20 protein-coding genes are annotated in these 24,816 nt (G+C 35.7%); 7 read left to right on the top strand and 13 right to left on the bottom strand.

The features are described from left to right. Positions 1-489: 489 nt before the first annotated feature. The 7 genes from polA (at position 490) to ODOSP_RS13710 (ending at position 8,333) form a co-directional block, all read left to right on the top strand. A complete protein-coding gene (gene polA, locus ODOSP_RS13685) occupies positions 490-3,180 on the top strand; it encodes a DNA polymerase I (protein WP_013612894.1) in 2,691 nt (896 codons plus the stop codon). Between the two features lie 86 nt (positions 3,181-3,266). Then, the gene (locus tag ODOSP_RS13690) at positions 3,267-4,331 is read left to right on the top strand and encodes a PorP/SprF family type IX secretion system membrane protein (protein ID WP_013612895.1); all 1,065 of its coding nucleotides are present in this window, start codon (positions 3,267-3,269) and stop codon (positions 4,329-4,331) included. A gap of 61 nt (positions 4,332-4,392) precedes the next feature. Then, complete coding sequence (locus ODOSP_RS20540; RefSeq protein ID WP_013612896.1) at positions 4,393-5,052, top strand: DUF4271 domain-containing protein; 660 nt, start codon at positions 4,393-4,395, stop codon at positions 5,050-5,052. A gap of 31 nt (positions 5,053-5,083) precedes the next feature. Next, positions 5,084-5,845: a uroporphyrinogen-III synthase gene (locus tag ODOSP_RS13700; protein ID WP_013612897.1), complete on the top strand. Its 762-nt coding sequence runs from the start codon at positions 5,084-5,086 to the stop codon at positions 5,843-5,845. Positions 5,846-5,919: 74 nt separating this feature from the next. Next, on the top strand, positions 5,920-6,303 hold the full coding sequence (rnpA, locus tag ODOSP_RS13705; RefSeq protein ID WP_022160858.1) for a ribonuclease P protein component: 384 nt from the start codon (positions 5,920-5,922) through the stop codon (positions 6,301-6,303). An 18-nt stretch (positions 6,304-6,321) separates the two neighbouring features. Next, positions 6,322-6,552: a membrane protein insertion efficiency factor YidD gene (gene yidD / locus ODOSP_RS19290; protein ID WP_013612899.1), complete on the top strand. Its 231-nt coding sequence runs from the start codon at positions 6,322-6,324 to the stop codon at positions 6,550-6,552. 125 nt (positions 6,553-6,677) lie between these two features. Beyond that, positions 6,678-8,333 carry a S41 family peptidase gene (locus ODOSP_RS13710; RefSeq protein WP_013612900.1) on the top strand — a complete coding sequence of 552 codons (1,656 nt, stop codon included), beginning with the start codon at positions 6,678-6,680 and terminating at the stop codon, positions 8,331-8,333. A 189-nt stretch (positions 8,334-8,522) separates the two neighbouring features. On the opposite strand, the gene uvrC is transcribed toward ODOSP_RS13710, so the two are convergent. The 13 genes from uvrC to panC all read right to left on the bottom strand — a co-directional run bounded on the left by uvrC (position 8,523) and on the right by panC (position 24,743). Then, entirely contained in the window at positions 8,523-10,328 is a 1,806-nt protein-coding gene (uvrC, locus tag ODOSP_RS13715; RefSeq protein ID WP_013612901.1) for an excinuclease ABC subunit UvrC, read from the bottom strand. Between the two features lie 7 nt (positions 10,329-10,335). After that, positions 10,336-11,964, bottom strand: coding sequence for an adenine deaminase (gene ade / locus ODOSP_RS13720; RefSeq protein ID WP_013612902.1), 1,629 nt, complete (start codon positions 11,962-11,964; stop codon positions 10,336-10,338). Positions 11,965-12,055: 91 nt separating this feature from the next. Beyond that, positions 12,056-13,939 carry a tRNA uridine-5-carboxymethylaminomethyl(34) synthesis enzyme MnmG gene (gene mnmG, locus ODOSP_RS13725; RefSeq protein WP_013612903.1) on the bottom strand — a complete coding sequence of 628 codons (1,884 nt, stop codon included), beginning with the start codon at positions 13,937-13,939 and terminating at the stop codon, positions 12,056-12,058. A 1-nt stretch (position 13,940) separates the two neighbouring features. Beyond that, a complete protein-coding gene (gene ybeY, locus ODOSP_RS13730; RefSeq protein ID WP_013612904.1) occupies positions 13,941-14,372 on the bottom strand; it encodes an rRNA maturation RNase YbeY in 432 nt (143 codons plus the stop codon). A gap of 74 nt (positions 14,373-14,446) precedes the next feature. Further along, complete coding sequence (locus tag ODOSP_RS13735) at positions 14,447-14,845, bottom strand: ATP-binding protein (protein WP_013612905.1); 399 nt, start codon at positions 14,843-14,845, stop codon at positions 14,447-14,449. After that, a complete protein-coding gene (locus ODOSP_RS13740) occupies positions 14,838-17,531 on the bottom strand; it encodes a hypothetical protein (RefSeq protein ID WP_140403403.1) in 2,694 nt (897 codons plus the stop codon). The genes ODOSP_RS13735 and ODOSP_RS13740 overlap by 8 nt, the downstream gene beginning before the upstream one ends. Positions 17,532-18,157: 626 nt before the next feature. Beyond that, complete coding sequence (locus ODOSP_RS13745) at positions 18,158-19,351, bottom strand: murein hydrolase activator EnvC family protein (protein ID WP_013612907.1); 1,194 nt, start codon at positions 19,349-19,351, stop codon at positions 18,158-18,160. 3 nt (positions 19,352-19,354) lie between these two features. Next, positions 19,355-20,212, bottom strand: coding sequence for a DUF4292 domain-containing protein (locus ODOSP_RS13750; protein WP_013612908.1), 858 nt, complete (start codon positions 20,210-20,212; stop codon positions 19,355-19,357). Between the two features lie 20 nt (positions 20,213-20,232). Beyond that, positions 20,233-21,957, bottom strand: coding sequence for a tetratricopeptide repeat protein (locus ODOSP_RS13755; RefSeq protein ID WP_013612909.1), 1,725 nt, complete (start codon positions 21,955-21,957; stop codon positions 20,233-20,235). A 25-nt stretch (positions 21,958-21,982) separates the two neighbouring features. Then, on the bottom strand, positions 21,983-22,417 hold the full coding sequence (gene dut / locus ODOSP_RS13760; RefSeq protein ID WP_013612910.1) for a dUTP diphosphatase: 435 nt from the start codon (positions 22,415-22,417) through the stop codon (positions 21,983-21,985). A 588-nt stretch (positions 22,418-23,005) separates the two neighbouring features. Next, complete coding sequence (gene rfaE2 / locus ODOSP_RS13765) at positions 23,006-23,491, bottom strand: D-glycero-beta-D-manno-heptose 1-phosphate adenylyltransferase (RefSeq protein ID WP_013612911.1); 486 nt, start codon at positions 23,489-23,491, stop codon at positions 23,006-23,008. Between the two features lie 34 nt (positions 23,492-23,525). After that, positions 23,526-23,876 carry an aspartate 1-decarboxylase gene (panD, locus tag ODOSP_RS13770; RefSeq protein ID WP_013612912.1) on the bottom strand — a complete coding sequence of 117 codons (351 nt, stop codon included), beginning with the start codon at positions 23,874-23,876 and terminating at the stop codon, positions 23,526-23,528. Between the two features lie 27 nt (positions 23,877-23,903). Beyond that, positions 23,904-24,743, bottom strand: a complete 840-nt coding sequence (panC, locus tag ODOSP_RS13775) for a pantoate--beta-alanine ligase (RefSeq protein ID WP_013612913.1) — start codon at positions 24,741-24,743, stop codon at positions 23,904-23,906. Between the last annotated feature and the right edge of the window lie 73 nt (positions 24,744-24,816).

Here is a 24,816-nt window from a genome sequence, read left to right on the forward strand (position 1 = left end):
CGGTCAATAAAAAACCCCGGACATTATGCCGGGGTTTATATTATTCCATTATTATTTTCAGGACAAAATACACAGCCTCCGGCTACTCTTCATAAAATAAAAGTAGAAGTAAAAATAAAACCGGCTGCTAAATCGAAAATACGTCGCCATCTTTGTCCAAATAAAAAAGCCCTGAGTGATCAGGGCTTACTTTAATCCTATTTTTTAATCATTACACGGAAGCCCTTTACTCTCTGCTAAAAAAGTAAAAATAAAAATAATATGCATTCCAAAATGATTTCATCGCTCTGTTTTTGTTTTGTGACGACAAATATACAAACAAATCTATTTCTTGCAAATGTATCCCATTTATTTTTCAGAGAATCTCTCTTTTTAGTACAAATACGATTCTCAATGTTTAGAATATAACATATAAAAGCCTCCCTCCGATATACTTACTGATGAGCTTTTTTTTCTAACTTTGTCCGTATAAATTTTAATCCTATATTCATGTCAGATCCTAAGACCTTATTCCTACTAGACGCCTATGCACTGATATACCGGTCGTATTATGCTTTTATCAATAATCCCCGGATTACCACCACAGGAATAAACACCTCCGCCACCTTTGGTTTTTGTAATTTTCTGATCGAATTATTAGAATTAGAAAAACCGACTCATATCGCAGTGATTTTCGATCCCGAAGGTCCCACTTTCCGGCACGAAATGTACACACCTTATAAAGCACAACGTCCCCCGATGCCGGAAGATCTGAGAAAATCCATTCCTTATATAAAAAAAATTATCGCAGGTCTGGGTATTTCTTGTCTGGATGCGCCGGGTTACGAAGCCGACGATTTTATCGGTACCCTGGCCAAAAGAGCGGAGAAAGAAGGTTATACCGTTTATATGATCACGCCGGATAAAGATTATGCCCAGCTGGTCAGTGAAAAAGTTTTTATGTATAAACCCGGACGTTCAGGAAATAAATCGGAAGTCTGGGGTATTCCCGAAGTATTGGATCACTTCGGGATCGAACGGGTGGATCAGGTCATCGATATTTTAGGACTGATGGGAGATACGGCGGACAATGTTCCGGGATGTTCCGGAATCGGCCCTAAAAGCGCTGCTGCCCTGGTCTATAAATATGGAGATATCGACGGAATATATGCCCATATCGATGAACTCAAAGGCAAACAACGGCAGAATCTGCTCGATTGCCAGCCAACCGTCCATTTGTCACGTACCCTGGTCACTATTTGTACCGAAGTTCCTACCGATATCACTCCCGAAGATCTTGAGAAGAAACATATCGATGTAAAAATTCTGGATCCTATTTTCAAAGAACTGGAACTCTTTTCATTGGTAAAACGGGTATTGAATACAGATATAGAAGAAGATACCTCAGAGAAATTGTCGGACATCAAAGTCAGTTATACCGACCATTCCCAAGATCCGGCTTCTTTACTGCAAAAACTGGAAGAAGCAGATCTTTATGCTTTATATGTTGTTTTCAAAAACGGGACTCTGTATAATTCCTGGCCGACTCATCTGTGCTTCTCGACAAAACTTCACGAAGTAAGTTATATCAATCTGCCTAATGACAAAAACAAGGCATTGGAAATCATACTCCAATTCCAGGCCATTTTTGAAAACAAAAATAAAATTTTAATATCGGCCGATGTAAAAAACGATATCATTTGGTTGAAAAGAGCAGGTATCAAACTCAAAAATGATATTTTCGACATTAAAATAGCCCATTATGTACTCCATCCGGACATATCACACGACTTAGGCCGGGTTGCTTTGGAATACCTCAATTATAAACTCTCGGGAAGTAAAAAAGAAGATCAGCAACTCACGCTCCAGTTCGATGAAGAAGCAGGGACGGAAGATAACGATTTTGCAGAGAAAACCGATGTTATCTTCCAGCTTCATGAAAAACTCTGTGACGATCTGCAACAGACCGGCTTACTGGCACTTTATAACAACATCGAAATGCCACTGGTTTTTGTACTCGCCGACATGGAATACGAAGGAGTAAGCATCGATTGTAACGAACTTCAGTCCATTTCAAGCGAACTAAAAGAACGGATCGATATCATTGAAAAAGAAATCTATGAATTAGCTCATCAGGAATTCAACATCAGTTCCCCCAAGCAATTGGGTGAAGTACTCTTCGATAAACTGAAAATCGACAGTAATCACAAAAAGACAAAATCCGGTCAATACAGTACTTCAGAACAAGTGCTTGTAAAATTAGAAGACGAACATCCCATTATCAATAAAATACTGGATTACCGGGGATTAAAAAAACTTTTGACGACATATGCAGAAGCACTTCCCAGTTTTATCGACCCGGGGACAGGAAAAATACACACTCATTTCAATCAGGCAGAAGCGGCAACCGGTCGTTTAAGCAGCCTGAACCCGAATCTGCAAAATATCCCTATCCGCACAGAAGAAGGCCGGAAAATCCGTAAGGCTTTCGTTACCGGTAATGACGACTATTTGTTTTTCTCAGCCGACTATTCCCAGGTCGAATTACGGTTGATGGCTCATTTAAGTCAGGATAAAGAATTGATTCATGCTTTCAATCACGGTATAGATGTACATACCGCTACAGCTTCAAAAATTTATCATGTCACCTTAGAGGAAGTAACTCCTGAAATGCGCCGCCGGGCTAAAACGGCTAATTTCGGTATCATATACGGTATATCTGCCTGGGGCTTGGCCGAAAGACTCCACATCAGCCGCAAAGAAGGCAAAGAATTGATCGACGGTTATTTCGATCTTTATCCAGGCGTGAAAAAATACATGGAAGAATCCGTCGAAAAAGCCAGAAAAAAAGAATTTGTCGAAACAATTATGGGCCGCAGACGTTATCTCCGGGACATAAACTCCCGGAATGCCGTAGTCAGAGGGATGGCGGAACGAAATGCCATCAATGCTCCGATACAGGGATCGGCTGCCGATATTATAAAAATGGCTATGATCTGTATCCAAAAACGCATTCAGGAAGAAGGATTGATGTCCAGAATGATCATTCAAGTTCATGACGAACTCAATTTCAAATGCCATAAATCCGAACAATATCTCCTGAAAAGCCTGGTGACGAATTGTATGGAGCATGTAATAAAACTCTCTGTGCCTCTAACGGTTAGTACAGGATTCGGAAACAATTGGTATGAAGCACATTGACCTGTAAAAAAACTTGTTTCAATTTAATAAATGTAAATTAATCCCGATTTTTTTATATTATTGCAATAAATTTCAATCAAACCAATATGCGAGTATTTATTAAAAATAGAATCCTGTTCTATTTTATATTTTTCATATATACTCCGGCTAGCTTCGCTCAGGATTATTCCTTTTCTCAATTTTGGGAGAATCGGATTTATTATAATCCTTCCTTCGTTGGTTTGAATGAAGGTGAATTCAACGGACAATTGACCTATCGGAAACTCTGGCCCAAATTTCCGGGTAATTTTTCAACGATTTTTTTTTCCGCCGATTTAAAAACATACAATAATTATGGATTCGGATTATCCGTTATTTCAAGTGATGAAGGGGGTGGTTTTATAAAATCGAACAGTATCGGACTATCCTACTCCTGGAGAGGGTATTTCAACAAAGAAAAAAATATCTACTTTCAATTAGGAGTGAAAGGTTCTTATTATGACGAAAGGCTGAATCCGAACAAATACATTTATTCCGGGAATCTTCATGAAATATACGGTAACATTCTACCGTTACCGGCTTTGGACATTGTCAATGAAAAACAAAATTATTGGGATTTCAGTACAGGTTTTATGATCTATGTTCCCTGGGAACGTCATTACCGTGAATTTATGCATAATTTCATCGGATTTTCCGTCAATCATTTCACCCGCCCTAAAGACAATTTTATCGAAGAAAATGCCCGGATTCCGATCAAACTGAGTTTACAATGGAATAGTTTTATCAGAACCTCCCTTTATAGCCTCGACAAAAAAAGTAGTTTATATGTTTGTCCGGGATTATTATATGAAAACCGAGGAGATCGATTATTATCTTCCTCCTCATTCGATAACTTTATCGTCGGTTCGGATATCACCACCGATCCCTTATTCGGTGGAGTATGGTATAGTTCTCAGCTCCTGAACAGCGATAAAGAAAATTATAAAGCGATCATTTTCAAACTTGGACTCAAGTTGAATTCTGCCAATAAAAAATTTGAATATCGTCTGGCTTATTCCTACGATATGTCTCTTGGAAATTTAGTAAAATCAACAGAAGGATCCCATGAAATCAGTTTCAACATCACCTACAGATTCAATGCCAAATACCGATATAACATATTTTCATTCTGAACAAGATAGCCTGTCTATTCTACCATTACATCAAACTGAAACAGACACATTTGAAATCTATATGCCTGCTGGTCGATTTTTACCTTCGACACAGTTGGAACACAATAAAGACCTGTTCGGAAACGTACTATTCACAGTCGGTTTCCTGATTATTTTTGCATTTGTAAGATTAAGAGGTAAAGATCTGTTTTACAATCTATTGAATACATTATTGAAAAGGAAGAAAGCTGAAATTATTTTGAATGAAGGAATATCTTCCAATCTGATCTGTTATATTCTATCCTTATGTTTGTCCTTCTCCATCATTTCTATCGGTATCGTCTATATCATCGAAGGAAATTTTATCAATTTATTTACATTATATCTTTTCATCGGCTTATTTCTTTATCATTTTCTTCTTCTCTTGATTGTCCGGTTATTCGGATGGACTTTTAACGCTAAAAATATGGCCGACGAAGTCATCGTAAATTTATGGACTTACAATATTTTGTCAGGACTTTTGATTTCACCTTTTGTAATTGCAATCTTTTTCGTGAAATCTTTTGCTGTTATTCCTCTATTAAAGATAGTTATATTCGGTGCAATTTTACTTATGATTGTTAAAATTATAAGATGGATTGAAATATTAATCACGCATAGGGTTTCAATTTTGTATATGATTTTGTACCTTTGTGCCCTCGAAATCATGCCACTTCTTGTGCTTTACAAGATGGTAGAATAACATCAGGGTATTAATTTAAAACTTTACTGCTTTGAAGATAAAAAAGATACTCGTATCGCAACCGCAACCAACTACAGAAAAATCTCCCTATTCTGAACTAGCGGAAAAATACGGTTTAAAACTGGAATTTCGTCCTTTTATTAAGGTTGAAGGAGTTACAGCTAAAGAATTCAGACAGGAACGGATCAATATTCTTGATCACACTGCTATTATTTTTACCAGCCGTACAGCTATAGATCACTTTTTCAGAATCTGCGGAGAGTTAAGAATAACGGTACCGGACACGATGAAATATTTTTGTATTTCGGAAGCAACGGCTTTTTATTTACAAAAATACATCGTCTACCGTAAAAGAAAAATTTTCTATGGGGATAAGAAAGTGGATGATATGACTAAAATTTTACTGAAACATAAAACAGAAAATTTTCTTGTACCTCTTTCCGATATTCACAAAGAAAATATTCCCGGATTACTGGATCAGTTGAATCTGAAATACACGAAAGCTATTCTTTATAAAACGGTTTCCAGCGATCTGAGCGATATCAAAAATTTGAAAGAATACGATATCATAGCTTTTTATACCCCATCCGGTATAAAATCTTTATTCCAGAATTTCCCGGACTTCGTTCAGGATACCACAGTTATAGCAGCTTTCGGACCTGCAACTGCAGTTGCAGTCGAAGAAGCAGGATTACGGCTGGATATAAAAGCTCCGACACCCCAATGTCCTTCCATGACAATGGCTATCGAAGAGTTTATAAAGCGTTATAACAAAGAAAACAAAACAAAATAATCCAAAAATGAAGCTAATCACAAAAAGTTTGACTTTTTGTGATTAGCTTCCCTATAAGTTACCAACCTGCATTTATGTACTCACTCAGCAAAGCCGAACGTCTATGTAGTAAAATTCTTTTCGAAGAACTATTGACTTCTGAGATCAGCTTTGTAAAATACCCGTTCCGGGTCGTACTCAAAGATTCGTCTATACCCGGAGAATATCCTGCCAGGATAGCGATCAGCGTGAGTAAAAAGAAATTTAAAAGGGCTGTTAAACGTAACCGGGTAAAACGGCTGACCCGTGAAGCTTACCGTTTAAACAAACCCGAATTCTATCAGCATATAATCCCCGGACATACAGTAGATATTCTATTTATCTACCTCGATCAGAATCTTCCGGTTTTTTCTAAAACCGAAAAGGCCATAAAAAGTGTACTGAAGAAGATTCCATCTTTACTATCCTCTGTTTCCTGATCCCGGTAAAACGATCGTATGACACTTATTAAATGCATAATCAGTCACTTATTACTTTTACCGATTCGGTTTTATCAATACTGTATCTCCCCTCTAAAGCCACCCACCTGCCGTTTTGTACCCACTTGCTCCCAGTATGCGATCGAAGCTATCCGAAAACACGGACCTTTTAAGGGATTATGGCTGGCTATAAAAAGACTACTCCGCTGTCATCCCTGGGGAGGCAGCGGCTATGATCCTGTGCCTTAAAAAATAACAATCCATCTTAAGGATTTGCTAATTTTCAATTTACCATTTTCAATTATCAATTATATATCGTATTTTCGTTAATTAAAAATCAGGTGTTGTATCACAAACAAAAATTTAAAATATAAATGAAAACAAAAAGAATTCTACTTGTTGGCATAGCATTCATCTCGATCACTCTCGGATTGACCGCACTGAGAAACGATGATAAAAGCTTTGAAATCAGTAAGCAGCTGAATATTTATGCCACTCTGTTCAGAGACGTAAATATGTTTTATGTCGATGAAGTCAATCCCGGTGACCTGGTCACTACAGGAATAAAAGCCATGTTAAAATCTTTGGATCCATATACTGTTTATTATCCGGAATCCGAAATGGAAGATGTAAAACTGATGACTACCGGAGAATATGCCGGTATCGGTTCCGTCATCAGTAAAAAAGGAGATCAGGTCATTATCCGGGAGCCTTATAAAGATTCTCCTGCAGATAAAGCCGGATTACTTCCCGGAGATATCATCCTGGCTATCGACGGAATTTCGGTGAAAGGTAAAAATACGGAAGAGGTAAGTACTTTATTAAAAGGACAACCGGGAAAAGAAATCACCATAAAAGTTCAGCGTGAATTTGAGACTAAACCACTAGAAAAGAAAGCTATACGAGAAAAAATCCAACTACCGAGCGTCCCTTATTCCGGTATGGTTAACGATACGACCGGATATATCTATCTAACCAGTTTTACCGATAAATCTGCTGCAGATGTCCGTTCGGCAATTATCTCACTAAAGAACAAAGGAGCCTCTTCTTTAATTCTGGACCTAAGAGGAAATTCAGGAGGTCTTCTGGATCAAGCCGTTGAAATAGTGAATTTCTTCGTTCCGAAAAATTCCAAAATAGTCGACACCAAAGGGAAAGTAAAACAATGGGATAAAGAATATACAGCCAAAAATAATCCCATCGTACCCGATATGCCTTTAGTAGTATTGATCGACCGGGGTTCAGCATCGGCCTCTGAAATCGTATCGGGTGCTCTTCAGGATCTCGATAGAGCTGTTCTAATAGGTGAACGTTCCTACGGAAAGGGATTGGTTCAAACAGTCCGCGATCTGGCCTACAATACGAAATTAAAAGTTACCACCGCAAAATATTATATTCCTAGCGGAAGGTGTATTCAGGCCTTGGATTATTCCCACCGGAACCCTGACGGAAGTGTCGGAAAAGTGCCCGATTCTTTGATTTCAGAATTTAAAACCCAATCCGGAAGAAAAGTGTATGACGGTGGCGGAATCAGTCCGGATATTAAAATTACTCCGGAAGATTATGCAAGAATCACTCAAGAACTTGTTTTACAAGATCTAACATTTGATTTTATCAATAGTTATGCCCTTCGGCACCCCAATATTGCCCCTATCAATGAATTTAAAATTACAGATGAAATATACAACGAATTCAAAACCTATCTGAAAGAAAAGAAATTCAGTTATGAAACCGAATCACAACAGATATTGAATAAATTGATCGAAGCAGCCAAAGCCGAAAAGTATTATGACACCGCCAAAGAACAAATTGCCGCTTTGGAAAATGATTTCACCCATTCTATCGACCGCGATATGGACCTCTTTAAAGATGAGATCACTTCGTTTTTAACAGAACAATTCATTCAACGTTACTATTATCTGCAAGGGGTAATAGAATATAAAGTCCAGCATGATCAAGAAGTAGCTAAAGCGGTTGAAGTATTAAACGATAAAGAAGTATATCGAAATACCCTGAAACCTGTCAAATAACTAAATAAAAGGCTGTTTATAGAAAATTTTTCTATTTTTTGTGACTGCCTTAAAGACCGATTGGCGAATCTAAAGTTTACAACTTATATTTACGATCGGAACTACAGATTCGCCAATCAGTATTAAAACAATACATATTAAGCTTTAAAGCAGCTGATTTACCTCGGCACTCTTTCGGATAAACTCTTATTATTCGGTTTCTTGATGAAAATACTCATGAATAAGTTGTGCTTTCTTCTTCCCGATCACCTTAGCCAGTTCTTCAATAGACTTTTGTTTGATATTACTAACTGACTTAAACTCATGCAATAATATAGTTTCAGTTGCTTCTCCGATACCCTTAATATCACCTAATATACTGTTAATCTGTGATTTTTCTCTCAATTTACGATGAAATGTAATACCAAATCGATGGGCTTCGTCCCGGATATGCATCAACGTTTTTAAAGCCATCGAATTTTTAGCCAACAGATAAGGATCCTTATCTTCAGGAAAATAAATTTCTTCCATTTGTTTTGCCAATCCTAAAATCGGTACTTTCCCATATAGATCTAATTTTTTCAAACTATTTACAGCCGAATGTAACTGTCCTTTTCCTCCATCGATCACGATCAGATCCGGTAATTCCAGACCTTCATCCAATACTCTTTTATATCTCCGGAAAATAATTTCTTCCATAGAAGCAAAATCGTCCGCCCCGACGACTGTTTTCACGTGGAACTTTCGATATTCTTTTTTAGCCGGTTTACCATCGATAAAAACTACACAGGAAGCCACCGGATTAGTCCCTTGAATATTCGAATTATCGAAACACTCCATACGATGTGGTAATGTAGGCAGTTTTAGTTCTAACTTAATGGTTTTCAATATATTAAAACTCGAATCTTCTTTCTTTAGATTCCTCTGCCGTTCTCTATCCAATCTAAAATAGGATACATTTCTTTCGGACAAATCCAATAATTGTTTCTTGTCACCTCGTTGAGGTATCACATATTGCACTCCTTCCAATTGAACATCCGGATAAAAAGGAACAATAATTTCTTTCGAATTACTATTCACCAATTGGCGGATCTCATAGATAGCGAAAGCAAGCAAAGCTTCCTTATCTTCTTCGATCTTCTTTTCTAATTCAACTGTATGTACTTGTATAACAGCACCATGAACAATTCTCAAAAAATTAACATAAGCATATTTCTCATCTTCCAAATAAGAAAAAACATCTGTATCGTGAATCGTAGTACGGACAATAGTCGATTTAGATTGATAATTTTTAATGGCTTCAAGTGCTTCTTTCATTCGATTGGCCTCCTCAAAATGCAGTGATTCCGCATACGAATTCATCTTCCTGGTCATAACCTGAATGACAGAAGACAAATTACCTTTCAAAATATTCCTCACCTGGCTGATAAATTCATCGTATTCTTCTTCCTGTATTTTACCAATACAAGGCCCGAGACAATTACCGATATGATATTCCAAACAAACTTTAAAACGGTTGTTATAGACAGCCTTCGTATTTAATGCAAGCTTACAAGTCCGTAATTTGAATAAAGATTTAATTAAAGAAATCAGTACATGGGCAAATTTTCCCGAAGTATAAGGACCGAAATATTCCGATCCGTCGTGTACAAAACGGCGGGTAAGAAACACCCGGGGATAAGGTTCTTTCTTAATACAAATCCAGGGATAAGATTTATCGTCTTTCAATAAAATATTATAACGCGGCTTATATTTTTTGATCAGATTATTTTCTAAAAGTAATGCATCTTGCTCACTATTTACAACAATATACCGTAAATCCGTGATTTTATTGACCAAAATCCGGGTTTTATTTGACTGATTACTTTGATTTAAATAAGATAATACCCTATTTTTTAAATTTTTAGCCTTTCCAATATATATAATTACTCCAGAAGAATCGAAATATTGATATACTCCAGGTGAAGAAGGTAATTCACTAATCTTTTTTTTCAAATGGTCATCATATAAAGCCATAACAAATTCAATCTGCTAAAAACTTAAATTTACTATATTCGAACAATCCTCTTTCACCTATTTTCAATTCAGGTATCACAATCAGAGCCATAAAAGAAAGAGTCATAAAAGGTGAATCGAGTATACACCCATTATGATGCAAAATTTGAATTAATTTATTCCAAATCATAGCTACCTTTTCACCATTTTCATCAGTCATAATACCGGCAATAGGTAAAGATAAAATGTCAACTTCTCCCTCAGATGCCACTGAAAGTCCTCCTTTTGCTGAAATAATAGAATTAAGAGCAATCAATAAATCCTGATCATTACATCCTACTGCAATGATATTATGGGAATCATGCGATATACTACTTGCAAAAGCACCTTTTTTCAGACCTATTCCATGTATAAAAGCAATCTGAGGAGGTTTATTCTCATAACGATTCAGATAAATAATCTTGAGTATATCTCTATCCAAATCAGATTCAAAATTATCGAATGAATCATGATTTGAAAAAATTACTTTATCTGTAATTAATTCCCCATCATACACCTTGATAGAAACGATATCGGATGTTATGGGTTTTCTCAAATCGGAAAGCTGGAGTAATTTCCGATTGAATTGATTCAAATTCGAAAAATCAGAAACTTCAGCTTTAATATCCGGCATAGACCAAGAACTAGAATATTTAAGTTCACCCTGTATGTAAACTTCCGATACTGAAAATGATTTTAAGTCTTCAAATATACAAAAATCAGCAGGATCTCCTATCCGAAGTGTACCTACCGGTAAGTGATAATGTTGTATAGGATGAAGAGAAGCTATTCTCAAAACCTGAAATAAATCGAAACCATCAGCAATAGCTCTTCGAACTATCTTATCGATGTGCCCGCAATGAATCAAATCTCCGGGATGAGAATCATCTGTACAAAACATCAAAGAATAAGGATGACTATTTATCAAGGATTTTAAAGCCTCGTAATTTTTAGCTGCACTTCCTTCCCGAATTAGAATTTTCATTCCTAAAGAAATTTTTTCCAAAGCTTCGGATAAAGATACAGATTCATGATCAGTAGAAATGCCTGCACTTACATATTGTTTCAAAACTTCCCCTATTATCCCCGGAGCATGCCCATCGATCGGTATATTATATTTTTCAGCTAATTTCAATTTACGCCATACTTCAGCATCTTTTTGTAATACTCCGGATATATTCATCATTTCCGATAGAGAAACAAACGAATAGTTTTGTAATAATTCCTCGATATGATCAGAATTTATTTCAGCTCCTGAATAATCAAAAGAAGTAGCGGGAACACAAGAAGGCACTGAAAAGAAAATTTTGATGGGTGCTTTCCAACTATTTTCTATCATAAACCGAATACCTTCTATTCCTAAAACATTGGCTATTTCATGAGGATCATTAATAACGGCTACTGTCCCTTTCGAAATAGCCAGTTTTGAAAATTCTTCAGGCACCAGCATCGAACTTTCAATATGTACATGAGCATCTATAAAACCAGGCGCTATGAAATTTTGATAAGAATTGGAATTTTCTAAAATATCGGTAATTATTCCATGGTCTATACAAATTGTTCCGGGAAAAATCCGGTTATTATAGATATCAATAATATTACCTTCAATTTTTTTCATCGGTTCAAAAATTCTTTTATAAAAATATTTTATAAAACACATATTTCACCCTTCGCACCTTTTTTATGTTCCACGTGAAACATTCGCCTCTTTACCGTCCCATCAATATCAAAAGAACATTAATATCAGCTGGCGACACACCACTTATACGAGAAGCCTGACCTATTGTTCTAGGTTGAATCTTTGACAATTTTTGACGAGCTTCAATAGACAAATTCGTGAGTTCTTCGTAATTAAATTTTCCAGCAATGACTAGATTCTCTAAACGGGATAATTTATCGGCTAACATTCGTTCCCGCTCGATATATCCCGAATATTTTATAGAAATTTCAGCAGCTTCAATGATTTCATCACGCAAAACAAATTCCCCGATAAAATTATTCAACGAAGGTAAAACATCGATCAAAGCCAATAATCCCACTTGAGGACGACTAAGAATATCCACCAACTTCATTCCTTGTCGGATAGGTGCTGTATTCAATGAAAGTAGAAAAGAATTGATTTCATCAGGTTTAACACTAAAATTCTTAATAAAATCAATTAACAAATCTCTCTTCTCTATTTTATCCAAATATATCTTATGTCTATTATTAGTAACTAAACCAATCTGAAATCCCTTAGGTGTCAAACGCATATCTGCATCATCTTGTCTCAATAAAATACGATATTCTGCCCGGGAAGTAAACATACGATAAGGTTCATCCACTCCTTTCGTCACTAAATCGTCTATGAGTACCCCAATATATGCTTCATCCCGATTCAATACAAATTCAACTGAAGAATGTAAAGATAAATGGGCATTGATCCCGGCCATCAATCCTTGTGCTGCTGCTTCCTCATAACCTGTCGTTCCATTGATCTGACCGGCAAAATAAAGTCCTTGAATCAATTTAGTCTCTAAAGTATGATAAAGCTGTGTAGGAGGAAAATAATCATATTCTATCGCATAACCCGGCCGGAAAATTCTTACATTCTCGAAACCTTCAATCAAACGCAAACCGGTCAATTGTACATCCCAGGGCAATGAAGAAGAAAAACCGTTTAAATAAAACTCTGTAGTAGTTTCTCCCTCCGGTTCCAAAAATAAATGATGACTGGTCCTATCGGCAAAAGTATTCAATTTAGTCTCTATGCTGGGACAATAACGAGGACCAACGCTCTGTATAGTGCCGTTGAATAAAGGACTATCGGTAAACCCCTGCCTCAAAGCATGATGTACAGCTTCGTTAGTATAAGCCATATAACAAGGCCTTTGGATCAGAGTATTCCTATAATCATAATGCAAATAAGAAAAACAATGAAAATCATTATCCCCGCCTTGTTCGGTCAATTTAGAAAAATCGATACTTTTTCCGTCTATACGGACAGGAGTACCGGTCTTCATCCGCCCCGTTTCGAATCCCAAGCTACACAATTGAGCTGTTAAACCGTGAGAAGCCGGCTCGGAAATACGGCCTCCTTCGAAACTTACCCGACCTATATGCATTAGGCCGTTTAAAAAAGTTCCGTTGGTTAAAATCACCCGTTTCGCATTAAAAACGACCCCCAAGGCTGTCTTAACCCCGTAAACCTGCCCATCTTTCACTACCAACTCTACTACATCATCCTGCCACATATCCAAACCATCCGTATGCTCGAGCTGATACCTCCAATTAGCAGAAAATTTCATCCGGTCGCATTGTGAACGAGGACTCCACATAGCAGGACCTTTCGAACGATTCAGCATTCTGAATTGAATCGAGCTCTGATCAGTCACTATACCGGTCAAACCTCCCAAAGCATCTATTTCTCTCACTATCTGACCTTTAGCAATACCTCCTATCGCTGGATTACAAGACATCTGAGCTATCTTATTCATATCCAGGGTGATCAATAAGGTATGAGATCCTAAATGAGCTGCTGCACAGGCAGCTTCACAACCCGCATGTCCGGCGCCGACAACAATTACATCATAATCCGGTAAAAGATTTGCCATTTTAAAGCGTTTTAAGAAGATCTAAGCAAATATTTTCATTTTTACGCATTTCCTTACTATCGACATCCGTTTTATCTTTAAATCCGATTAAATGAAGAACTGAATGACAAATCACCCTACAGAACTCATTTTCAAAAAAAGTAGAAAACATTTCGGAATTCGATTTCACTGTATCCAAACTAATGAATACATCGCCCGAAAGTATATCTCCTTCGCAATAGTCGAAAGTAATAACATCAGTATAATAATCGTGTTTCAAATATTGACGATTTACAGCAAGTATATAATCATCGTCACAAAAAATAAAATTGATAGCACCTACCGATTTATTATAATGTCCGGCAATCACCTCGATCCATTTACATATCAGCTTATCAGAAAAAAAAGAAGGATAGTCTGCTTTTCCTTCTCTATAAAACAAAATTTCTTTCATTGAAATAGCTTAAAAACGTTATTATAACCCAGGAAATCTTTCCCACAAAATAAAAACGCTGACACACACATTCACTACAAATTAAAAACCAAAGTCACCGTAGAACCTCCGTTTTCAAATATTAACTCATCGGACAAAGTTTTCATCAGATATAGCCCACGACCGGTTATTTTATTGATATTATCCGGTAAAGTCGGATCCGGTATAACTTCATAATCGAACCCCTCTCCTTCATCACTGACTGTCACCTTAAATTGTTTATCTGTTTTCTCAGCTACTAAACTCACCATTTTATCCGGTTGGCGTTTATTTCCGGATAAAATAGCATTATTAACCGCTTCGATAACCGATAAGCTGATCTTACCATACAATACAGACGGTAAAGCAAAATAATCAGTAAAAGTTTCTACAAAATTCTCAACTTTGACAATATTACTGATTTCTGACGAAATTGAAATTGATAATTTATTCATTCCCAAGCTTTATATAGTAATGGTTGTACATTGATTTAAAATAAGTATTTAACTTCAAATCAGACTTTTGAATATCCGTTTTAATGAAAGCCGATTTCTTTTGAAATTCAAACATCTGCTCAGGCCGATGAAACCGAGTCTGAGTGGCCGATTCAGATTTACGTTTATCTTCAAAATCCTCTTTCTCTTTTGATGCTTTTTCTGACATTAATAATTTATTATAAATTAAGTTATTCCGATTAATTAATTGACCGGAAACCGAATAATTAGCCATATCTCTAATATTTTGATCGATCAATTGGTTGATCTCATTCAATAATTGTTTTTCTCTGCTTGACATCGAACCAGCTTCTGAAATAAATTCATTCAAACTCTTTCTGAAGAGTTCGTTCTCTCTGATCATATTACTGATTCTTTGATGTAAAGGTTTACCTTTTTCACCATTTTTCATTTGAGAAACTAAATCTTCCAATTGCTTCTTCAGATTACGTTGAAATTGCTTCATTTTAGGATATCCACTATCACCTGATGAATTTCTTTGTCTTTTTTTATCGGAATTTTTTTCTCCTCGTCGTTTACCGGATCGATTTACTTCTTCCTTAGCTTTTTGTAATGCATCGGTCAAAGATAAAGCAATATCATTCAAATAATTAATAATATAATGCTGCTCCCTTAATAAATCGCTGCGTCTATTGTCCTGAATGTAACCCGGTAATAATCCGAATTTTACTTCAAGATCATAAAACTTTCGGTCCAAAAGAGAAGCTAGCATCAAATTCGACTTAGCCAAGACAGATAAACTATCTTTTATTATCTTATATTCCTGTCTTTTTAAATCCTGAATACGGCCTAACTCATTATATTTCAAACTTTGAGCTTGTACATCAGAAAATTGCTGTAACAATTCTTCCTGTGATAGCGAAATTATTAAAATATTTTGAATTATCAATTCAATATCATTCTGAGGCAAGGATTTATTAACAAAATTTCGTTCTTGTTGTTGTTTCATTCTTTTTGAAAGTTCGAAAAGATCATCTTCAATCTCTTCTGACAACTTTTTATCTTTCTTATTCCCGGATATATTTTGCCTTTGTTGCTGCATTTTCCAAGACAATCGATCGAAATCGGTCTTAAAATCTTTCAAATCGAAAGGTTCTGACAAGGTTGAATTCTCTGTAATCAACTCTTCATAATTATTTTCTATCGCTCTCAAATCATTCAATATGCTTTTGTTCCGGGAATAAGCAGAATCCCGATCGAACGATTTGTTTTCCAGTAAACGCTCTAAACGGGCCTGATCCGATTTCAATCGATCGATTTGTTTAGAAATCAAATCATGCCTCTCTTCGATTTGAAACCGTTTCAACAATTCAATATTCCGATCCAATTCTTCACTGACCTGATCGAAAGTAAATTCCATTCTTTCGTCCAAATTTTTAAATTTATCTTTCGAAAATTCTTCGGAAAGCTTTGAAAATTCATCCAACAACTGTTTTATTTCACTATCCATCAAACGGTCCAGTAAATCCTGAATCTTCTTTTGCTTATCGATCAATAAACTGTCCTGAACAGTAAAACTTCGATTCAAATCCGATTTCTTCTGATTATTTTCTTTTACAGCTTCCAATAATCGATCCAACTGCTCTTTTTTCCGGACAACCTCCTTCGACAACTGTTGCTTTTCCCAATCATCAGTCGTATTATCCAATAATTTTTCCCGTAAATCCTGGATACCGGTAACAATTTCACCTGCTATTTTCTCAGCTTTCTTCAGATCATTGTTGACCGATTGACTAACTTCCCGGTTATAATCAAAAATAGTATTCAAATCAGGAATCCGGTAAATCAGCCGGGAAGAACGGGTACTCTTCGGACCGGAGAGATTATCGTTATCAAAAACCTCAAAATAATAATTTATTTCCGTTTTATCGGTACCGGCAAATTCAGCAAAATCAAAACTAAAATAAAATTCCTGTGTATTCAAATTCTTCATAAAAGATACCGGTACAACGACAGTCCTGTCTGTTCCCAGGGAATAATTGAAGCATAGATCTGAAAATCCATAATCATCGGTAATCACCCCATAAAAATAATGAAGAGAATTTTTCAAAGAATCCTGAATCTCCGTAATTTGAATTCCAGGGTATAAATCAGAAATGCATATAATATTGAAATTCAACAATTGACGATGAGAAAAATAAGCATTACTACCGGACAATATATATTCTCCCGAAGCTTTTATCTGTCTGGAAAAATCGGTCTTAGATACCGACTTCAAAGGAATAGAAATACTTTGTTCTTTATCTTCAAAAAATAAAGAATCCAAATTAGAATAGGTCAATTCAAATTGTAAAACCGAACCGTACAACACTTGCAAATCGACTGTATTGGTTAAAATTTCGGGCTCCTTTCCTATATAAGCAGGAGGAATAGCTACCACTCGATAACCGTCGATAGAAGGAGTCGGCAACACCCTCAAAAGATAAGAATCGCTAGTTTGATCCTGCGTTTTAAAATAAAATTTCAAATCATTATTAACCAGTTCGAAATCATACGTAAAAATTGAATCAACGGAAGTCATTAAAAATTCTCCTCCGCCATAACAAATAAAAACAGGTTTTACAGTTGCATCGGGAATGGAAAGACTCAATTGCACCTGAAAGGTCTTACCATATTCTACTTCCAAACTTCGATTTAAAATGTGAAAACCTACCTCATTCGAAGGGCCCGAAACCTGTCTGTAATCTTTTAAATCCGAATAATAATCATACCATTCAAAACCGGTAAAGAAAAAAAGAACAAAAAGAAAAACAACAATAACCGATAATTTAAGATACAATATTCTGGGAAAAGACAAAAAAGAACGGGATGCGGTCAGCTGTCGATATTTTTGATTAAAAGCCGCTTGTTTTAACACTGTTTGTCCGATAACCAATTTATCCCGAAAAGCCAGATTATACACAGATATAAAAATATCGTCGACCTGACGGGGTATAACAGACGAGATTTGTTTTATAAGAATATCCCTGGATAATCGAAAAGACAAGAAAAACCGAATGAACGGTAAAAGGATAAAAAAGAAAAACTCTACTCCTAAGAGTAAAAATAAAATCAGATAAAGAACATATTTAAAATCGGGTAAAAGTCTGAAAAAAGAAAGAAGTCCGGCATAGAAGAATAAAAAAAGTAAAAAAGTAAAAAGCACAACCGCTACACCCTTCAACAGATCAAATCCTAATAACTCTAATCTGAAACAGGACAATTTCCTTCTAAAATGATTCTTCAGATTCTCATACACAGATTCCATCACAATTATTTAGCTAACCAAAGCTCCGGATTCAATTTCTCTGTATCCTTAAAAACTTCAAAATTCAAAACACTCCCTTTTTCTTCGTCATGAGCAACTTTTCCGATCACCTGCTTCGTTTTAACAACATCTCCTTGATTTACTTTTACCTCCTGCAAATTAATATAGACAGTAAAATAACTTCCATGACGTATAATAACTACATAACTGTCGATATCATTCATATACATAGCCACACTAACCACTCCTTGAAAAACGGAACGCACTTCAGCATTTTTTGAAGTTGTAATTCCAATCCCCCGACTGGCTACTTCAACCAATTTATGTATCGAATGATTAAATACACCGAATTTCTCAGAAATGAATCCTTCAGTCACCGGCCAGGGTAACTTTCCCTTATTTTTAGCAAAATCGTTCGATACCAATTGTTCTTCAGGAGTCAGTTTATAAGTCGAAGTAGTGCTACCGGATTTCTTGATTTGATTGGCTATCAATTTATCCAACTGTTTAGCCAACCTCTGACGTTTTTGCATTTCGGCTTGCAATTTTTTCCGAAAATCTTTCTCTTTTTTCTGAATCTGAGCAATATATTGATTTTCTTTCAATTGTTCGGATTCTAATTCTTTACTCTGTACACCGATTTCATTCAAAGCAGTATTCTTTTGTGCAAACAAATCCTTCAATTCTTTGTTTTTAACATCCAAAGAATCGTTTACCGCCTGAATCATATGTAATTGACGTTTAGAATATTCCTGAATCTGTTGAAAGTATTTAAACCGATTATAAGCCTGATTAAAATCTGCTGAAGAAAAAATAAACATCAATTTATCTGTTTTATTCCGTTTTTTCCAGCTACCATACACCAATTTCGCATAAAGATCGAGCATCGACTTTTTGTTCTCTTCCAGTTCTTTAATACGCTGCTCATTGGCAGAAATATTATTCTGAATAAGTCCTACTTCCTGATTTAAAGAACTTAATAGTTTTTTACTCTGTTGAATCTTCTGCCTTAAAATATTCAATTTCTGAGTAGAAACAGACTTGTTCTTTTCGGCTTCCTTCAACAATGAATTTAAATAAGCGATCTCCTTTTCAGTCTTAGCTTTTTGTTTTTTAATATCACTGATCGATTGAGCTGAGACATTTATCTCAAGCGAAAAAAACAAAACTAACAATATACCTAAAAACTTGTAGATCATGAATTATTCTATTCTTTTAAATTTAGGAGAAATTTTAAAATTCGGTTCCAAAGGTACGTCGAAATCTATTTTCAAAAATTTTAATTCCAGACTGGTTTTATTATTTCCAACCGCTAATTGGAAGACAATCTTTTCCGGAAAATTCTTTTCCGAAAACTGTTTAAATGCTCCATAATTCACACTCACAGACATATCTTCATCCAGATCTTCTACAGATACTTTTACAGGCCGGAAATACTCAGGATCTATTAAAATCCGCTGCAAAACCAGCATAAAATCTTTATTCTTTCGTTTTTTCTTATAGAATTTTTTGATCTTACGGCTAATTGCCCTTTCTTCTACAGTAGAAAGTTCATATCCCAATTCTGTCTTATCCAATTTATATTTCTTTTCCTTACCTAAACCTGCACAATCCTGAAAATCAAAAAAAGCATTCGTGATGATCTTCTCGACACAATCGAAACTTACCCGGACATCGAACTTATCATAAAAATAATCATAATCGGCTACAAAGAAGTTCTTATGATAAGTGTCTACAAATTTGATACTGTCTTTAGTCAATAAAATACGCGCTACTTCGATTCCTAATGGTGCTGTAACATTAGCCTGAATAAAACTATCCCGCTTAATTTTCAGAGAAGCCTTTAAACTATTGGATCCTTTCCCGTCTTTATAGGAAATATCCATCTTTTTAGCAAACAAAGTAGAATATTCCAATTCATTATTTTCGATATTTTTCAATAGCCGGCCTTCCGTTATAGAAGGAATATTCTTTTTTACCGCTATCTGTTTAGCAGAACGGCAAGACACTATTGAAACAACTACGATTATCAACAAAAATATATGTCCACCCAGTCTCATTTCATTCAATTCATCGTCTTTTAATCGGATAATTTACCGGATTGTATCTTATCATTCAATTCTTCCGAAACCCCACCTCCCATTTCAGCTGCTTTTTTCCACATCTTCAAAGCTTCCTGGTGTTCTCCACTCCGATACAGGATATCACCATAATGTTCATAAAGCACACCGGAAGGATCCTTATCCTTTTCTATAGCTAATTTAATATAATACCTGGCTTGAGAATATTCTCCCCGTTTATACAACACCCAGGCATAAGTATCCAGGTAAGTTGCATTATCGGACTCCATAGCGACAGCCTGTGAACTCATTTTTTCCGCTAAAGCCAGTCTTTCATTCCGCAAAGAGAGATAATAAGCATAATTATTCAATACCAATATATCGTTCGGATTAATTTTCAATACTTCGTCGAACATCTTGAATGCCCTCTCCACGCTATCCAAATTGTAATAACAATCAGCTAAATAAGAATAAAACTGGGATCTTAATTCGGGCTTATCGTCTGTCAACTCAACGCCTTTTTCGAACAAAGGCAAAGCTTCGGCGAATTGTTTTTGCATCATCAGAGCGATTCCCGATAAAGCATAGGGTAAAGGTTGTTCCGGAAAATACTTTATAGCTTCTATTCCATGCCGATACATACAAGTGGTATCTCCCATCTCGTTACACATCAGCAGCAATTCTTCCCAAATCAAATAATTATTTTTGTCCTTCGAAAGAATATACTCCAATTCATTCCGTGCTTCAGCCAATTTATGATCTTTTTTCAGAAAATCCGAATGTAAAGCCCTTACCGACAAATCGTCGCTATATTTTTGCATCAATAGATTCATATAATTATCCAACTGACTATCGCTTGTCAATGTCGTATCAGGATTCAGAATCAACTTCAGAATATATTGTATTTTATATCCATTCTCGATTTTATCACTGACCAAAGCTTCTTTCGTATGTCTATCGGCTTCTTTCAATTCTTTCTTACTCCGATAATAATCAGCCAAATAGAAATGAACAAAACCGTTATCAGGCTCGGCCTTCAATATACGATCCAGAATTTGTAATCCTTTTTTATCCTGATTATAATTGAAATAAAGTTCGGCTAATAAACTAAGGTATTCGCTCTTATCCGGGAACTTCCGAATCAACTTTAATAATTCGTTGGATGCTTTCTTAACATCATCGAGTTTAGTATACAACTTAATTTTTTCGATAGATACAGGTTCGGTTATGCCGTTCTGTTGTTCATAACGGTCGAATACCTCGATCGCTTTCTGCCATTTTTCGACAGATATATATAACTCCGCTTCGATCAAATAAAATTCTTCTTTATTCGGATATTTAGCAATGATATCGGCATATACATTACAAGCCTCTTCGATCATCGCTTTCTTTTGCAAAATATTGGCTAACAATATTTTATACCACATATTATCCGGATTTCCGGCCACAGCCTCACGAGCTAACTGCAAAGCACCGTTATAATCTTCACCTGCAGTCAAAATACCGGCTATTTCATATTTTGCAACTGAACTGGAAGGAAGGATTTTAAGGCAATTATCGAACCATCCGATAGCAGCCTGATAATCCCCGGTAATTTTACTCCTGACCCCTTCCATAAAAGAATAGTCAAATTCTAATCTGGTTTTCTCATCTAGCTCCTGTATGTTCTCCGTTTTCTTTTTTTTATCGGCAAAAGCAGGTAAAATAAAAAGAAAACAAAGCATGAAAGCAATCCATCTTACCATATTTTTCTATTCTTTAATTTTATAATTATTTTTTTCCTGTATGACCGAATCCTCCGTCTCCCCGTTCGCTGTCCGATAGTTCATTTACTTCTATCCATTCGGCTTGTTCTACCTTGTTAATGACCATCTGACAAATTCTTTCTCCGTCTTCGATCGTAATCATATTATTAGAGAGATTCACCACGATAACTCCTAGTTCACCACGATAATCGGCATCTAAAGTTCCCGGACTGTTCAATAGTCCTAAACCTTCATTTAAAGCCAACCCGCTACGGGGACGGATTTGTGCTTCATATCCCTCGGGTAATTCGATAAATAAACCTGTTGGGATCAATTTTCTTTCCAAAGGTTTCAACGTGACGATTTCTTCCAGATTAGCCCTAATATCCATACCAGCCGAAGCTTTTGTTTTATATTCAGGTAGCGGATGTTTTGAACGATTTACAATTTTGATTTCCATTTATCTTAGATTATTCCTATTTTAATACAATCTTCAAACTTACTACTTTTTATTTTTCAAAGGAAATAGCTTTCCATAAAAATTTGAATAAAGTGTTTTGCAAAGTTACACAAAGACGTTTTTCAACAATCATATATTCATTATTATATTTTTATTCTTTTATAAAAAAAATGATGATTATAATAGACTGTTAGTTGTCTTCAAAAATGTTGATCGATTTATTTGATTTTGTCGTTCTTAAAAATTGGAACTGTGTTTCTAACATGATATTGTAATATAATATGTTTTTATTCAATAATTTATATGAGTTATTAACAATTGTCAGTAACCTATTTCACAGAAAAAAAATAGATTTTGAACTGTGGTAAACTGTTAGTAATTTGTATAAATGTTTTGAGATAAAAATGAATTCTTTTCTTGGTTATTCGGGTGAAATATCGAATAAGAGTTGAAAACGAGATATCCAAATAAAGATATGAGTTTCTTTAAGTAGTTTTCAACAACCGATTAATAACTTTTCAACAATATTTTTCTAAGCAACAATCTCCGGGAATTGATTCGATCAGAAAATATAATTACGCTGATCAATTATAGCTTTTGCAGAATAGAAGTGGTAGAAAAACCGGGAGTAAGATCTATTGTTATAATTTCCCCTCCTTTTGCTTTTACGATGTCGTAACCTACAATTTCTTCGGGTTTATAATCACTTCCTTTTACTAAAATATCGGGTTGAATAAACCGGATCAGTTCCAGAGGAGTATCTTCGTCGAAGAAAATAATTTTGTCTGTAAAAAGAAGTGAAGCAAGTAAGAGAGCCCGGGCTTCCTGGTTATTGACAGGACGTTTATCACCTTTTAATCTTTTGACCGACGCATCGGTATTCAATCCTATAACTAATTTTTGGCCAAGACCGGCAGCTTGGGCGAGATATTCGATATGTCCCCGGTGCAGAATATCGAAACAACCATTCGTGAAAACAATTTTTTCTTCTTTAAATCTCCATTGACTCAAAGTATGGATCAGAGTTTCTTTTTCTCTGACAATTTTATTTTCTATGAATGATAAGTAATTCATTTACAATTATTTTAATCTGGGATTTATTCCCAGATCATATCAATCGATTGGTATTGGTGTCCGGAAATACCAAGGTTGGCGTATGTTTTTTAGCTTCTTCGAAGTCCATCGATGCATAGGAAATAATGATGACCACATCTCCTACTGCACATTTCCGGGCCGCCGGGCCGTTCAGACATACGACACCTGAGTTTCTTTCGCCTTTAATGACATAAGTTTCTAATCTTTCTCCGTTGTTTACATTGACGATCTGAACTTTTTCATTCTCGATAATATTAGCGGCTTCCATTAAAGCTACATCGATCGTTATGCTACCTACATATTGAAGGTTAGCTTCAGTGACGGTTGCTTTGTGGATTTTAGATTTGACTACTTCTATAAACATGATGATAATTTTAAAATGGATTTAAAATTAGAATACAATGTTATCTATCAGTCGGATTTTTCCGGCATATACAGCTACACAAGCTACTTTAGTTCCTTCTTCTGACCAGTTTTCCACAACTTTTAGAGTGGTATCGTCGACAATTTCGACATACTCTGTTTCCAGGTATGGATTATTGTTGATTTCGTCAGCAATCCATTTTTTCAATTCACTGACATTCATTTGTGAAGCTAAGTTACGAGCTTTTTTTAAAGTAGCGTATATGTGAGGAGCATTTTTTTTGTATTCTTCATCGAGCAATGTGTTACGTGAACTTTTGGCTAGTCCATTTTCTTCCCGGATAATCGGACACGGAATGATTTCGATGTTGTATTTTAATTGTTTCACCATATTTTTGATAATAGCGATTTGCTGGAAATCTTTCATTCCGAAGAATGCTTTATCGGGTTGAACAATATCGAATAAACGACTCACTACCTGACCTACTCCATTGAAGTGACCCGGTCTTTTCGCTCCTTCCATCACTGTTTCTATATATCCGAAATCGAATTTTCGGGTATCCGGTTCCGGATAAATTTCTTCAACAGAAGGTGCGAATGCGATATCACAATCTACTGTTTTCAGTAATTCGATATCTTTGTCCAGTGTTCGGGGATATCTTTTCAGATCTTCCTGATCATTGAATTGTGTTGGGTTGACAAATATACTGACTACAGTGATATCACTATTGTGTTTACTTTCTTTTACGAGGGATAAATGTCCTTCATGTAAAGCTCCCATTGTGGGAACAAATCCGATTTTTTTCCCTTCTTTACGGAGATTTTCCAGAAGGCTAATTAGTTCATTTTTAGTGTTTAAAACTTGCATGATACTTCGTTAAAAATACGGGATGCAAGTTTACGAACTATTTTTATAATTAGGAAATGAACTAGCTTAAATT

This window comes from Odoribacter splanchnicus DSM 20712, assembly GCF_000190535.1.
GTDB lineage: Bacteria > Bacteroidota > Bacteroidia > Bacteroidales > Marinifilaceae > Odoribacter > Odoribacter splanchnicus.

Excerpts from the sequence above, each read along its gene's own strand:
- rnpA (WP_022160858.1), top strand. The coding sequence starts at position 5,920 with ATGTACTCACTCAGCAAAGCCGAACGTCTATGTAGTAAAATTCTTTTC.
- mnmG (WP_013612903.1), bottom strand. The coding sequence starts at position 13,939 with ATGGCAAATCTTTTACCGGATTATGATGTAATTGTTGTCGGCGCCGGA.
- ODOSP_RS20540 (WP_013612896.1), top strand. The coding sequence starts at position 4,393 with ATGCCTGCTGGTCGATTTTTACCTTCGACACAGTTGGAACACAATAAA.
- uvrC (WP_013612901.1), bottom strand. The coding sequence starts at position 10,328 with ATGGCTTTATATGATGACCATTTGAAAAAAAAGATTAGTGAATTACCT.
- yidD (WP_013612899.1), top strand. The coding sequence starts at position 6,322 with ATGACACTTATTAAATGCATAATCAGTCACTTATTACTTTTACCGATT.
- ODOSP_RS13690 (WP_013612895.1), top strand. The coding sequence starts at position 3,267 with ATGCGAGTATTTATTAAAAATAGAATCCTGTTCTATTTTATATTTTTC.
- panD (WP_013612912.1), bottom strand. The coding sequence starts at position 23,876 with ATGTTTATAGAAGTAGTCAAATCTAAAATCCACAAAGCAACCGTCACT.
- dut (WP_013612910.1), bottom strand. The coding sequence starts at position 22,417 with ATGGAAATCAAAATTGTAAATCGTTCAAAACATCCGCTACCTGAATAT.
- ODOSP_RS13710 (WP_013612900.1), top strand. The coding sequence starts at position 6,678 with ATGAAAACAAAAAGAATTCTACTTGTTGGCATAGCATTCATCTCGATC.
- ybeY (WP_013612904.1), bottom strand. The coding sequence starts at position 14,372 with ATGAAAGAAATTTTGTTTTATAGAGAAGGAAAAGCAGACTATCCTTCT.
- ade (WP_013612902.1), bottom strand. The coding sequence starts at position 11,964 with ATGAAAAAAATTGAAGGTAATATTATTGATATCTATAATAACCGGATT.
- ODOSP_RS13750 (WP_013612908.1), bottom strand. The coding sequence starts at position 20,212 with ATGAGACTGGGTGGACATATATTTTTGTTGATAATCGTAGTTGTTTCA.
- rfaE2 (WP_013612911.1), bottom strand. The coding sequence starts at position 23,491 with ATGAATTACTTATCATTCATAGAAAATAAAATTGTCAGAGAAAAAGAA.
- ODOSP_RS13745 (WP_013612907.1), bottom strand. The coding sequence starts at position 19,351 with ATGATCTACAAGTTTTTAGGTATATTGTTAGTTTTGTTTTTTTCGCTT.
- ODOSP_RS13755 (WP_013612909.1), bottom strand. The coding sequence starts at position 21,957 with ATGGTAAGATGGATTGCTTTCATGCTTTGTTTTCTTTTTATTTTACCT.
- polA (WP_013612894.1), top strand. The coding sequence starts at position 490 with ATGTCAGATCCTAAGACCTTATTCCTACTAGACGCCTATGCACTGATA.
- panC (WP_013612913.1), bottom strand. The coding sequence starts at position 24,743 with ATGCAAGTTTTAAACACTAAAAATGAACTAATTAGCCTTCTGGAAAAT.
- ODOSP_RS13735 (WP_013612905.1), bottom strand. The coding sequence starts at position 14,845 with ATGAATAAATTATCAATTTCAATTTCGTCAGAAATCAGTAATATTGTC.